Genomic DNA, 13,101 nt, shown 5'->3' on the forward strand with positions numbered 1-13,101 from the left:
GGGAAGAGAATCAAGCCGCGCGGTCGAGGGCCGCCCGGTCGAGCAGGTCCCGGATCGCCTCGACGACCGCGTCGGGGTGCTCCACGTGCAGGTACTGGTGGGAGGCGCCCTCGACGACCCGGTACTCGCCGCGGGGCACCGAGGCCGCGATCGCCGCGTGCAACGCGCGGATCCCGTCGTGAGCCGCCCGCATCAGCTCCTCCGAGGCGAACCGCGCCCAGTACGCGTTGCGGCCCGTCGCGCCGAGCACGGTCAGCGGTACGTCCGGCAGCCCGCCGCCGTGCCGCAGCTCGTCGTAGACCTCGGTGTCGAAGTTCAGCGTCTCGCGTACGCCGGTGCGCCAGGTGGCCAGGTGGTGTTCGGTGAGCGCCTCGCGTACCGGCTCGGGCCAGGCCGCGTAGAGCTGGGCGTACTGCTCGCGGGCGGCCCGGAGTTGCTCGTCGGTCAGCTCGGGCAGCCGCTCCGGGTCAAGCCTCATCGCCTCGTTCAGGGCGGCGGCCTCCTCGGGCAGGTAGCCGAGCATGTCCTCGTGCCCGGGGTCGAGCAGGAGCAGGCCGGCCACCTCACCGGGGTGCAACTGCGCGTACCGGCGGGCGTAGAAGGCGCCGAGCGAGTGCCCGACCAGCAGGTAGGGGCCGGGCACGTCGGCGGCGCGCAGGAGCGCCCGCAGCTCCTCGACGACCTCGCCGGGCCGGCGGGGCAGGGTCACCGGGTCGCTCCAGCCGGTGCCGGCCCGGTCGTAGAGGACGCTGGTGGTGAACCGGGCGGCCCGCTCCTGCACGTCGAGAAAGTCCAGGCCGACCAGGCCGCCGCCGGGCAGGAACACCACAGCGGGAGCGCCGGCGCCGGCCCGGTGCAGCATCAGCCGCCGTCCGGCTACGTCGTGCAGCCGGCCGAGCGGCGGATCGCCGGCGGGGTCGTGGGCGGTCCGGTGGGGCTGGGGTGGCATGGCGTGCTCCTCGGGTGAAAGGCGGGGTCCGGGCCGGCCGACCGCGGATTATTCTCAACTTTGAGAACGGTATCAGATATGAGATCGTTCGGGCGTGGACAGGTCGGAGCTGCTGGTGCATCCCGTACGGCTGCGAATCGTGCACGCCATGTCGGGCGGCCGGACCCTCACCACCGCCCAGCTCTGCGCCCGGCTCCCCGACGTCTCCAAGGCCAGCGTCTACCGCCACGTCGGGCTGCTCGCCGACGCGGGCGTCCTGGAGGTCGAGGGCGAGCAGCGGGTGCGCGGCGCCGTCGAGCGGCGGTACCGGCTGCGCCGCGAGCGCGCCGTGATCGACGCCGAGCGGGCGGCCTCGGCCACCCCGGAGGACCACCGGCGCATCTTCGCCGTGGCGATGACCACGCTGATCGCCGAGTTCAACGCCTACCTGGAGCGCGGGGGCGCCGACCCGGTCGCCGACGCGGTCGGCTACCGGCAGCACGCGATCTGGCTCAGCCCCGGGGAGCGCGACGAGCTGATCGACGGTCTGCGCCGCGCGATCGTGGCGCAGCTCGGCAACGCGCCGGGCCCGGAGCGCCGGCCGTACCTGCTCAGCCCGATCCTCTTCCCGATCGAGGAGCCACCGGCGGAGCCGCCCGGGGAGTCCGCGCCCGGGAAGTGAGATGGCCCACGCCCGCAGGCGTACGGACGCGGACTTCCCGGGCGAACCCGTGGTCGGCCGCGCGCGGACGCGTCAGGGTTGGACCCGCCCGGCCGGAGCGCGGGCGGGCGAAGCACCGGCGCGAGGGCCGAGCGAGGGGGCGGGATGCCGCAGGACGGGACGTTCGTCCGTAGTCGCCTGGCGGAGCGGGCGCTGCCGTCGCAGCGGCTGATCTCCAGCGACGGGCTGGGCTGGCGTACGCTGCTGGCCCGCTCGTACCGCGACCCGGCGCGGACCGAGGCGTTCAGCACCGCCCAGTCCCCCGACCTGCTGGTCGTCTTCGTCGTCAGCGGCACGTACGTGATCGAGAGCCGCAAGGGACGGTTCTGGCGCCGGGCCACGTACGGCCCCGGCGCGGTCGGAGTGACCGCCCCCGGCAACGTCAGCGTGCTGCGCTGGCACTCGACCTCCACCCAGCCGCTGGAGTCGCTGCACGTACACCTCGCCGCCGAGCTGCTGGACGAGACCTTCCAGCATCTCGGCGGTGGCGGCCAGCCGGTGCCGGACCGGTTCCCGGACACGCTGCTGCTGGAGGATTCCCTGGTCACGGCGGCCGGGCAGATGATCGGCCGGGCGCTGCGCCACGGCGCGCCGGGGCCGTACGCGGACTCGCTGGCGCAGATGCTCGCGACCCACCTGCTCTACCGCACCGTGCTGGAGGCGCGGCCGGTCACGCCGGCCGCCCGGCCCGCGGTGCTCGGTCCGGCGCAGCTGGGCCGGGTCACCGGATACATGCGCGAGCACCTCCGCGACGAGGTCAGCCTCGACGACCTGGCCGGGCAGGCCAACGTCAGCAAGTACCACTTCCTGCGCATGTTCACCCGGTCGACCGGCGTCACCCCGCACCGGTACCTGGTCCGGATGCGGCTGCGGCACGCGGCCGACCTGCTCCGCGACACCGACCAGACGGTGCTCCAGGTCTCGCTCGCCTGCGGCTACCGCAGCCCCGGCCAGTTCGCGGCGGCCTTCCGCCGCGAGTACGGCGTCAGCCCCTCCCGCTTCCGCGCCGGCTGAGCCGCGCGGGAACGACGGTCCGGCACCTCGCGCGCGAATGGCGATCCACGGTCCGGCACCTCGCGCGGGGACGACCCGACCCGCCGGTAGCGCAATCTTCGGTGGCCATTGCGCAATCCACGGCGAGATCATCGGGCGCTCCACCGGTGATCCTGGCCAGGCCGGTGGCCAGCTCTACCTGTCGGAAGACGCAGCCCGGCGGGTACGCGCGCACCCCTGACCGGGTGCCGGCGCGCCGCGAGGACCGTCGCGGCGCACCGGCACCCCCACCGGCGGCGGACCCGCCGGCGACGAAGGGGTAAGTGACCGATGGACCAGCGCGATCACACCGTGGGCGGCCCGCCGCCCACGCCGGACGGGGCGCGCGGCCCGGTAGCGGCGCCGGTGCGCCTGAGGGTCAACGGCGTGGACCGCGAGGTACCGCTCGAACCGCGGGTGAGCCTGCTGGACGCGCTGCGCGAGCACCTGGGCCTGACCGGCTCGAAGAAGGGCTGCGACCAGGGCACCTGCGGCGCCTGCACGGTCTGGGTGGACGGGCGGCGGGTGCTGGGTTGCCTGACCCTCGCGGTCACCTGCGTCGGCCGCGAGGTGACCACGATCGAGGGAATCGCCCCGGCCGACGGGCTGCACCCGATGCAGCAGGCGTTCGTCGACCACGACGCCTTCCAGTGCGGGTACTGCACCCCGGGGCAGATCATGTCCGCCATCGCGCTGCTCGACGAGGGGCACGCGGGCGACGACGCGCAGATCGCCGAGTGGATGAGCGGCAACATCTGCCGCTGCGCGGCGTACCCGAACATCCGCGCGGCCATCCGGCAGTGCCGCGACCAGCGGGAGGGGGCCCGGGGTGCGACCGCTTAGCTACGCGCGCGCCGCCGACGTCGCCGACGCGATCGCGATGGTCTCCGCCCGTCCGGAGGCCGCGTACCTGGCCGGCGGCACCACCAAGGTCGACCTGCTGCGCCTGGGCGTGGAGGACTCCGCGCACCTGGTCGACATCAACGACCTGCCGCTGGCGGAGATCGTCGACCGCCCCGACGGCGGCCTGCGCATCGGCGCGCTGGCCCGGATGAGCGACGTCGCCGCGCACCCCGGGGTCCGCGACCGGTTCCCCGGCATCTCGCGGGCGCTCCTGCTCGGTGCCTCCGCGCAGCTGCGCAACATGGCCTCGATGGGCGGCAACATGTGCCAGCGGGTGCGCTGCAACTACTTCCGCGACGGCGTGTCGCCGTGCAACAAGCGGGAGCCGGGCAGCGGCTGCACCGCGCTCGACGGCGCCAACCGGGGGCACGCGATCCTCGGTACCAGCGAGCACTGCATCGCCACGCACCCCTCGGACGTGGCCGTGGCGCTGGTCGCCTTCGACGCCGTACTGCACCTGGCGGGGCCGGACGGCCCGCGCAGCCTGCCGGCCGAGGAGTTCTTCCTGCTCCCCGGGGACACGCCGCAGCACGAGCACCCGCTCGCACCCGGCGAGCTGATCACCGCGATCGAGGTACCGCCCGCGCCGATCGCCCGGGGCTCGGTCTACCTGAAGTTCCGCGACCGCGAGTCGTACGAGTTCGCCCTGGTCTCGGTCGCGGCGGCGATCGAGGTGGTGGACGGGCTGGTGGCCGACGTCCGGCTGGCGCTCGGTGGGGTCGGCACCCGGCCGTGGCGGGCCCGGCGGGCCGAGGCGGCGCTGCGCGGGCGGCCGGCCGAGCCGGCCAGCTTCGCGGCGGCGGCCCGGGCCGAGCTGGCCGACGCCGTGCCGCGGCGGCACAACGCCTTCAAGATCGGATTTGCCGAACGGGCCGTCGTGCGCGGCCTGAGCACCGCGCTGGACCCCGCGACGCAACGGCCGGGAGCCGGCGACCGGGCGGTCCCGGACGGAGACGGAGGAGCGGCATGACCACCAACATCGGCCGGCCGGTGCCCCGCGTCGACGGGCGGCAGAAGGTCACGGGCGCCGCCCGGTACACCGCCGAGACCGTGCTGCCCGGCCTGCTGCACGCCACGATCGTCGGCGCCACCATCGCCCACGGGCGAGTCGTCGCCGTCGACACCTCGGCGGCGCGGACCGCCGACGGCGTCGTCGCCGTCTACACCCACGAGAACCTGCCGAAGATCCCCGGACAGCCGCACCTGATCCCCTCGCTCTTCGGCTTCCCCGCGCCCGGCCAGAGCCACTTCCCGCTCCAGGACGACCGGATCCACTTCGCCGGCCAACCGGTCGCCGTCGTGGTCGCGGAGGAGCACGAGCAGGCGCAGTACGCCGCCCGCCTGGTCCGGGTCGAGTACGCCCCGGAGCCCTCGATCACCACGGTCGAGCAGGGACGGGAGCAGGCGTACGAGCCGGAGCGGATCTTCGGTGGGTTCGTCCCGGCCCGTACCGAGCGGGGCGACGTGGCGGCCGGGCTGGCCGAGGCGGACGTACGGGTCGACGCCACGTACCGGCTCGCCGCCAACCACCACCACCCGATCGAGCCCTCGGCGACGGTCGCGGTCTGGGACGGCGACCAGGTCACGGTCCACGACACGACGATGGGGATCAAGGCCACCCAGCTCACCGTCTCGGCCCTGCTCGGGCTGCACCCGACGCAGGTCCGCGTGCTCACCCGGTTCGTCGGCGGCAGCTTCGGCGCCAAGGCGATGGTCTGGCCGCACGTGGCGCTCACGGCGCACGTCGCCCGGCAGGTCGGGCGCCCGGTCAAGCTGGTGCTGACCCGGCCCCAGATGTCCGCCGCGCACGGGCACCGGGAGGCCCAGGAACACCGGGTCGCGGTGGGGGTCCGCCGCGACGGCACGCTGACCGCGATCCAGCACCAGAAGATCTCGGTCACCTCGCCCTTCGACGACTGGGCCGAGCCGGTCGTCGGGGTCTCCTCGTCGATCTACCGCTGCGCCAACTTCTCCGGCGTGCACCGGCTGGTCCGGGGCAACACGATGACGCCGACCTTCACCCGGGGACCGGGCGAGGCGGCCGGCATGTTCGCGCTCGAATCCACCCTGGACGAGGTCGCCGAGCGGCTCGGGATCGACCCGGTCGAACTGCGGCTGCGCAACCTCTCGGAGACCGACCAGAACACCGGCAAGCCCTGGTCGAGCAGCGGGGTGGCGGAGTGCTTCGCCCGGGGCGCCGCCCGCTTCGGCTGGGACCCCGACCGTACGCCGCGCCGCCGCCGCGACGGGCACTGGCTGATCGGTACCGGGGTCGCCACCTCGGCCTACCCGGTCGTCTACTCGGCCCAGGTCCAGCGGGCCCGCGCCCGCCTCTACTCCGACGGCACCGCCGTGGTGGAGACCGGCACGCAGGAGTTCGGTACCGGCGTCTCGACGGTGATGGGGCAGGTCGCGGCGGACGCCCTCGGGCTGGCGCTGGACCGGGTCCGGTTCGAGTTCGGCGACACGAACATGCCGAACAGCAGCGCGACCGTGGGCTCCGCCGGCGCCGGCTCAATCAGCGCCGCCGTGCACCGCGCCGGCACCGCCCTGCGGGACCAGCTGGTCGGGCGGGCGGTCGCGGACCCGGGGTCGCCGCTGCACGGCGCGGCGCCGGAGTCGGTCGTCGTCACCGACGGCCGGATGGCGCTGCGCGACGACCCGGAGGTCGGCGAGACGTACGGCGAGCTGATGCACCGCGGCCTGCAGGGCGAGGTCGAGGCGATCGGCGAGTGGCGGCCGACCGGGTTCGACGCCCCGTTCGGGATGATGACCTTCGGGGCGCAGTTCGCCGAGGTCGCGGTCGACGAGGACCTGGGGCTGGTCCGGGTCCGCCGGCTGGTCGGCGCGTTCGCCCCCGGGCGGGTACTGAACCGCAGCACCGCCCGCAGCCAGCTGATGGGCGGGATGATCTGGGGCATGGGCCAGGCGCTGCTGGAGGGCAACGAGTTCGACCCCCGGTCCGGCCGGTGGGCGAACAACGGCCTGGGCGAGTACCTGGTGGCGGTCAACGCCGACGTCCCCGAGGTGGAGATCGAACTCGTGGAGGTCGAGGACCGGCTGGTCAACCCGCTCGGGGTCAAGGGGGTGGGCGAGATCGGGCTGGTCGGCACGGCCGCCGCGATCGCCAACGCCGTGCACCACGCCACCGGCCAGCGGGTACGCGACCTGCCGATCACCGTCGAGCAGCTGCTCCCGGCCGTACCGTTCGGCGGGTCATGACCGGACCGGCGGCTGCCCGGGCCGAGCGGGGCGGGCCGGAGGCCGCCCAGCCCCGCACCGGGCTCGCCGGACTGGTGATCGTCGTCGGAGTCTTCTTCCTCGTCGCGTTCGGCGCCGGCGGTGCGGAGAACTCGCTGCGGGTGGTCGGTCCGCTCGCCACCTTCGGGCTGCCGGTGGTCGCCACGATCGCCTTCTGGTGGAACGACTGGCCCGGCACCAACCTGCGGGCCGGCTGGTCGGGGCTGGTCGACACGGTCGTCGCGGTCGCCGCCGCGGTGCTGCTCACCCTGCTGGGGCAGGCCGTGGTGGGCGAGGTGGACCCCGTGGCGCTCCTGGACGCCGCGCCGGGGCCGGGGCACAGCGCCACCTTCCCGGCCACGCTGCCGCTGGCCGCCGCCGTCTTCACCGCCATCCTCCAGCTCACCCTGGTCACCGAGGGATGGCCGGTACGGCGGCTGCCCCGGCTCCCTTCGGGTATCGCCGCGCTGATCCTCTGCTGGCTCCTCGGCGCGGTGGTATACCTGCTCGTGGTGCACCCGCGCGGGCCGGTGCCGGGTGCCGTCTTCGGCGCCTGGCTCACCGCCGTGGGGGTCTGGCAGGTGCTGTGTCACGTGGTGCTGCGCGGCTGGCCGCTGTCGACGATCCGGCCGGACGGCTACCGCCGGTTGGTCGGCAACGTGGCGGTCGTGGCGGCCGGCTGGGCGACGTACCTGCCGCTGCGCGCGGCCGGCTGGGAACCGGACCGGATCGGCGCAGTCGGCGGCTGCGTCATCGCCGCCGGGCTCGTCGTCGGCCTGCTCTTCGAACCGTGGCCGACCGACCGGCTGGCCCCCGCGACCGGGCGATGGGCGGTACTGGCGATCGTGGTGGCGCTCTCCGCGCTGCTCTACGGCGTGCTGTCCGCGTACGCCCGGCAGGTCGCATGGCGGCCGGGCGCGAGCGCCGACGACTGGATCACCTTCGCGGCGCTCGACGCGCTCGGCCTCGGCGTGATCCTGCACGTGGCGATCTGGCGACGCTGGCCGGTCGCCGCGGTGACCCGCGCGGCGGATCGCGCATGATGGACGGGCATCGATGACCTTAGGACCCGACCCCGCCCGGCCGGGCGGGGCGGGCGCGACAGAGCGAGGAGAGGCATGACCGAACAGCTGGACCGGGCGGCCCAGCGGCTGATCGACGCCGCGAACGACGGCGACGTCGACGCCTTCCTGGCGGGGTTCACCGAGGACGGGGTAGTGGACGACTGGGGCCGGGAGTTCCGCGGCGCCGACGAGATCCGCGCCTGGAGCGACGCCGAGTTCATCGGCAAGCGGGTCACCCTGACCGTGGAGCGGGTCGAGCGGCGCGGCGCGGAGAGCGTCGTCGCCGCGCAGGTGGGCGGCGAGGGGTTCACCGGCCCCAGCCACTTCGCCTTCCGTACCGACGGCGACCGCGTGTCGCGCATGACGATCCGCGGGTAGCGCGATGCGGGACGTACTCGACGACCTGGAGCGGTGGTGGGCCGAGGGCGAGCCGGTCGGCATGGCCACCGTCGTGGCGACCTGGCGCTCGGCGCCCCGCCCCGCCGGCGCCACCATGCTGGTCGGACCGGACGGCGCGGCCGTGGGGAGCCTCTCGGGCGGCTGCGTCGAGGGCGCCGTCTACGAGCTGGCCCGGGAGGTCGCCGGCAGCGGTACGCCCGCCGCGCAGCGGTACGGCGTCAGCGACTCCGACGCCTTCGCGGTCGGCCTGACCTGCGGCGGCATCCTCGACGTCTACGTGGAACGGGTCGACCGGGACAGCTTCCCGCAGCTGGACGAGGTGGCCCGGTCGATCCGCGCCGGTACGCCGGTGGCGGTGGTCACCTGCGTCGCGGCGGCGACCGGGCCGGACGGCGGTGATCCCGAGGGGCGGCTCGGCCGGCGGATGCTGGTCTGGGCCGGCCGCACCGCCGGCTCGCTCGGTACCCGTCGGCTGGACGACGCGGCCACCGACGACGTACGCGGGCTGCTGGCGGCCGGCCGGACCGGTACCGTCACGTACGGCTACTCCGGCGAGCGCCGGGGCGACGAGCTGACCCTCTTCGTGGCCGCGTACGCTCCTCCGCCCCGGATGATCGTCCTCGGTGCGATCGACTTCGCCGCCGCGCTGGCCCGGGTCGGCCGATTCCTCGGCTACCGGGTCACCGTCTGCGACGCCCGGCCGGTCTTCGCCACGGCGCGCCGCTTCCCGGAGGCCGACGAGGTGGTGGTCGACTGGCCGCACCGCTACCTGCGGGCCGAGGCGGAGGCGGGCCGGCTGGACGAGCGGACCGTGGTCTGCGTGCTGACCCACGACCCGAAGTTCGACGTACCGGTGCTCCAGGTGGCGCTGCGGCTGCCGCTGGCCTACGTCGGCGCGATGGGCTCGCGGCGTACGCACGAGCAGCGGCTGGCCCAGCTGCGCGCGGCGGGGCTCGCGGAGGCCGAACTGGCCCGGCTCGCCTCCCCGCTCGGCCTCGACCTCGGCGCCCGTACGCCGGAGGAGACGGCCGTGAGCATCGCCGCCGAGCTGATCTCCGCGCGCTGGGGCGGCAGCGGGGCCCGGCTGTCGACGCTGACCGGCCCGATCCACCACGAGGGTCCCGCCGCCTGAACCACTCGGTCCCGCGCGCGGAGCCCGCACCTGCTGATTTGAGGGTTTCCGCCGGTAAGCCTGGACAAAACCGGCAGAAGTCTCTAATTGCAGCTTCAATGAGAAAATTGAAGCATGCATGCCGACGAAATGAAGCGGTACATCTGCCAGACGTTCGACGGGGTCAGGGTCCTGGAGGCCGCGGGCGACACCTTCCTCCTGTACGACCCGGCGGGCGATCTTCCCCCCGAGCGGCAGCTGCCGTTCGCGACGATCATCACGGGCGACCACCCGTACGACAGCGTGTCCAAGCTGGACCGGCCGGACACGTACCGGCTCAACATCGGGCTCACCAAGGCCACGTACACCGAGCGGTTCGGTCCCGTTCCGACGGAGCGCGACCCGGACGGCGTCTTCGCCACCGGCTTCGACTACACCGCGGCGGACCAGCTCATGCCGCACCCGATCTACGCGGGGCAGCACTGGGTCTGCGTGCTGAACCCGGGCGAGGCCACCTGGGAGACGGTCCGGACGCTGCTGGCCGAGGCGCACGCGTTCGCGGCCCGCAAGTACGCCAACCACCAGGCCCGCCGCGAGCGCGACCCGGAGCGGGCCGGGTAGCGAGCGACCGAGGGCCGCCGCGCGGCGCCGACGCCCGCCGGGCTGGCTGGCTGGCTGGCGGGTGCATCCTCGCCGCCGTGGCGGGCCGGAAAAGTAAGTCGCTCTTTTCGCTCCACACCTTCGAGGTTGTGATCACATCGAATTCGATGTGGAGGGAAAAGAGCGAACCACTTTCGCCAGGGTCACTCAGCGTGCCCGCACTGGTCACCTACGACCATTGGCTCGGCCGGTCGGGACCGGGCTCCGAGCGGGCCCGGCCGGCCGGGCGTCAGCGCGTCGCGGCGCGGGCGAGCCGGCGGGTTACCGCGAGGTGCCAGGTGAGCGCCGAGAGCGCGGCCAGCAGCGAACCGGCCGCGACGATGAGGTGCGGATAGATCCCCATCCCCATCGGTACGCCGAACAGGCCCCGGTCGAGCCCGAGGGGCAGCCCGGTCGCGTACGGGGTCGCCGGGAACAGCGCGAACCCGACGCAGAGCAGCCCGAAGCAGGCCGCCGCCGCGAGCGGGAACCGCCGGGGCGACCGCCCCAGCCCGGCCCGCCGGGCGACGAGGCGACGGGCCAGTAGCGCCACCGCGCCGACCAGCAGCAGGACCAGCCCGGCCGTGGCGTTGCTCCGCAGGTCCGACGCGCTGGACGTGCAGGCGCCGGCGCCGGCGGGTGGCAGGTGACCACCGGCCAGGCAGGACGGTGCAGCCGGCGGGTGCAGGCGGAGCAGGGTCGCCAGTTCGACCACCTTGGCCAGGTAGGTGGCGGCCAGCAGCAGCAGAACCAGCCCCGCGAGCAGCCAGCCGCCCGACACGAGCGCGCCGGCGGCGCGGGCCCGGGCGGCGCGGCGTACCTGCCGGGCGACCACCTCCGGCGGGCCGAACCGGGCTACCGCCTCCCGTTCGGCCCGGGCCACCGGCACGCCGCGGGCCGTCTCCGCGCCGACGGCGGTACGCAGGTGGTCCTCCGTCTCGGCCAGGAGCCGGCGTCCCGCGGCCCCCGTACCCGCGAGGTGGTCGAACATCTCGTCGAGGTACCGGTCGACCGCGTCGCCCGGACCCCCGGCTCCCGGACCCCCGCCGCCCTCCGGCCGGTCCGCGTCATCAATCTCGCTCATACCATTCCCTCCGCGATCTCCGGTCCCAGGACCGCTCGTACGCCCCGCGCGAAGCTCCACCACTCCCCCTGCTTGGTGACGAGCGCGGCGTTGCCCGAGGCGGTGAGTGCGTAGACCCGCCGCCGTCGCGGCGCGCTGGTGTCCCACCGGCTGACCACCAGTCCGTCCCGTTCGAGCCGGTGCAGCGCCGGGTAGACGGTCCCCTCCGGCAGCGCGAACGCGCCGTCGGAGCGCTCCCTCAGGGCGACGATCAGCGCGTAGCCGTGCACCGGGCCGGTGTGCCGCAACGTGCCGAGCAGCAGCAGGTCGAGGTGCCCCCGAAGGTCCATACCTAGAAGCCTAGGCATAGGCACGCTAGGTGTCAACGCGAGGCGGCGCGGTCGGCGGCGGAGGCGGTGGCGACGTCCACGGGGTAGCTGCGGCGGGCGAGCAGCATGAGCAGCCCGTTGGCGAGCAGCGGCAGGAGCATGATGAGGAAGGCGTCCTGCAGCCCGCTGGCGCGGTCCCCCGTTCCGCCCCCGCCCCCGTCGCCGAGGACGTCGGCGACCAGCCCGAAGGTCGCCGGGGCGACGGCCTCCGCGGCGAGGCGCAGCACGGTACGCAGGCTCTCGGCCCGGCCCCACATGCTGGCCGGGACGATGTCGAGCCGGGCGGCGTCCAGCGGCGGGTTCGCGGCCGCGAGCGCGGCGGTACCGAGCACGATCGCCGGCAGCGCCAGGGCGAGCGGGGTGAGGACGAAACCGGGCAGCAACAGCAGCGCCGCCAGGGTGAAGCCGGCGGCGGGCACCAGGATGCGGGCCTCGGTGCGGCCCCGGCGCAGGGCGCGGTCGGTGAACCGGCCGCCGGCCACCGCGCCGACCAGCGCCGCCACGCCGATGACCACGATGAGCACGCCCAGACCCAGCTGGGAGACGTGGAAGTGCCGGATCGCGAAGACGACCACGAACGTGCGCAGCCCGGCGAAGAAGAAGTAGCCGGTGGCCGAGGCGATGATCAGCAGCCGGTTGCTCGGGATGCGCAGCAGGAAGACGGTGGCGCGCAGCAGCGACATCTCCTCGTCCTCCGGCCGGAGCACCCGCTCCGGCGCGGGTCGGATGCCCCAGGCGTCGACCACGGCGCGGGCCTGGTCGACCTGCCGGCCGCCACCGCCGCCGGGGCGGGCACCGCCGCCCTCGGGCCCGCCCTCCCCCGCGCCGCCGCTGGTGCCGGCACCGTCGGACGCGGCGGCACCCTCGGGCGCGGCCCGCTCGCCCGCGCCGTCCTCCCGCGGATCGCCGGGCAGCCAACCCGCCCCGCCCCGGGCCGGTTCGGGCAGTTGCCGCCACACGCTCACGGCCAGCGCGAGGCTCGCGGCGGCCAGCAGGAAGAACGCGTACCGCCAGGAGAACGTCGCGGCGATCTCGCCGCCGACGAGCAACCCGGCACCGGCACCGGCGATCTCGCCGGTGAGGATCCAGCCGAGCACGGCGGCCCGGTCGGCGGGCGGGATGAAGTCGCCGGTCAGCGAAACCACCACCGGACCCGAGGCGGCGACCGCCGCGCCGAGCAGCAGGCGGGAGGCGAGCAGCCACTCGTAGTCGGGGGCCAGTCCGCCGGCCACCATCGCCACGGCCCAGACGGCGATCACCACGGCGAGCAGGCGGGCCCGGTGCAGCCGGTCGGCCAGTACGCCCATCGGTATGGCCGCGACCACCCCGACGCCCGCCGACGCGCTCGCCAGCAGCCCCAACTGGGCGTGGCCGATCTCCAGGTCGGCCTCCAACTGCGCGGCGGAGGCGCCGATGGTGCCGGTGTCGGCGGTGTTCAGTCCGAGCACGGCGGCGAGCAGCAGCACCACCCGCAGCCGGCCCGGTCCGCCCAGGGTCCTGCGGGCGCGCCGGTCGACCCAGCCGGCGACCGCCGCGCCGGGACCGGTGCCGTCGCCGGCCCTCGGGCGCGCACCCGCCATCCCCGCCCCCGATCGCCGGATAGGCCCGGCGT

At 74.9% G+C, this 13,101-nt stretch carries 13 protein-coding genes; 9 read left to right on the forward strand and 4 right to left on the reverse strand.

What is annotated here, in order from left to right; genetic code table 11:
- Nucleotides 1-10 precede the first annotated feature (10 nt).
- Complete coding sequence (locus tag AB0J86_RS30295; RefSeq protein ID WP_363861059.1) at nt 11-949, reverse strand: alpha/beta hydrolase; 939 nt, start codon at nt 947-949, stop codon at nt 11-13.
- Between the two features lie 94 nt (nt 950-1,043).
- On the opposite strand from AB0J86_RS30295, the gene AB0J86_RS30300 reads away from it, so the two are divergent.
- From AB0J86_RS30300 to AB0J86_RS30340, 9 genes are all read left to right on the forward strand, one after another.
- Nucleotides 1,044-1,610: a helix-turn-helix domain-containing protein gene (locus tag AB0J86_RS30300; protein WP_363861060.1), complete on the forward strand. Its 567-nt coding sequence runs from the start codon at nt 1,044-1,046 to the stop codon at nt 1,608-1,610.
- A gap of 144 nt (nt 1,611-1,754) precedes the next feature.
- Entirely contained in the window at nt 1,755-2,663 is a 909-nt protein-coding gene (locus tag AB0J86_RS30305; RefSeq protein WP_363861061.1) for an AraC family transcriptional regulator, read from the forward strand.
- Between the two features lie 384 nt (nt 2,664-3,047).
- On the forward strand, nt 3,048-3,524 hold the full coding sequence (locus AB0J86_RS30310; RefSeq protein WP_363861097.1) for a (2Fe-2S)-binding protein: 477 nt from the start codon (nt 3,048-3,050) through the stop codon (nt 3,522-3,524).
- Entirely contained in the window at nt 3,511-4,554 is a 1,044-nt protein-coding gene (locus AB0J86_RS30315; protein WP_363861062.1) for a xanthine dehydrogenase family protein subunit M, read from the forward strand. The genes AB0J86_RS30310 and AB0J86_RS30315 overlap by 14 nt, the downstream gene beginning before the upstream one ends.
- Entirely contained in the window at nt 4,551-6,806 is a 2,256-nt protein-coding gene (locus AB0J86_RS30320; protein ID WP_363861063.1) for a xanthine dehydrogenase family protein molybdopterin-binding subunit, read from the forward strand. Before AB0J86_RS30315 ends, AB0J86_RS30320 begins: the two co-directional genes overlap by 4 nt.
- Entirely contained in the window at nt 6,803-7,867 is a 1,065-nt protein-coding gene (locus AB0J86_RS30325) for a hypothetical protein (RefSeq protein ID WP_363861064.1), read from the forward strand. Before AB0J86_RS30320 ends, AB0J86_RS30325 begins: the two co-directional genes overlap by 4 nt.
- A gap of 75 nt (nt 7,868-7,942) precedes the next feature.
- On the forward strand, nt 7,943-8,266 hold the full coding sequence (locus AB0J86_RS30330; RefSeq protein ID WP_363861065.1) for a nuclear transport factor 2 family protein: 324 nt from the start codon (nt 7,943-7,945) through the stop codon (nt 8,264-8,266).
- Nucleotides 8,267-8,270: 4 nt separating this feature from the next.
- On the forward strand, nt 8,271-9,419 hold the full coding sequence (locus tag AB0J86_RS30335) for an XdhC family protein (protein ID WP_363861066.1): 1,149 nt from the start codon (nt 8,271-8,273) through the stop codon (nt 9,417-9,419).
- Between the two features lie 114 nt (nt 9,420-9,533).
- Nucleotides 9,534-10,019 (forward strand): DUF6194 family protein, encoded by a 486-nt coding sequence (locus AB0J86_RS30340; protein WP_363861067.1) that lies wholly within the window; start codon nt 9,534-9,536, stop codon nt 10,017-10,019.
- Nucleotides 10,020-10,287: 268 nt separating this feature from the next.
- Here the strand turns inward: AB0J86_RS30340 and AB0J86_RS30345 are convergent, their stop codons facing one another.
- From AB0J86_RS30345 to AB0J86_RS30355, 3 genes are read right to left on the reverse strand one after another with little or no spacing between them, the layout of a single operon-like run.
- The gene (locus AB0J86_RS30345) at nt 10,288-11,121 is read right to left on the reverse strand and encodes a permease prefix domain 1-containing protein (protein ID WP_363861068.1); all 834 of its coding nucleotides are present in this window, start codon (nt 11,119-11,121) and stop codon (nt 10,288-10,290) included.
- A complete protein-coding gene (locus tag AB0J86_RS30350; RefSeq protein ID WP_363861069.1) occupies nt 11,118-11,450 on the reverse strand; it encodes a helix-turn-helix transcriptional regulator in 333 nt (110 codons plus the stop codon). The genes AB0J86_RS30345 and AB0J86_RS30350 overlap by 4 nt, the downstream gene beginning before the upstream one ends.
- A 32-nt stretch (nt 11,451-11,482) precedes the next feature.
- A complete protein-coding gene (locus tag AB0J86_RS30355; RefSeq protein ID WP_363861070.1) occupies nt 11,483-13,069 on the reverse strand; it encodes an MFS transporter in 1,587 nt (528 codons plus the stop codon).
- Nucleotides 13,070-13,101 lie beyond the last annotated feature (32 nt).

It is taken from the genome of Micromonospora sp. NPDC049559 (assembly GCF_040676675.1).
Lineage (GTDB): Bacteria > Actinomycetota > Actinomycetes > Mycobacteriales > Micromonosporaceae > JBFAPK01.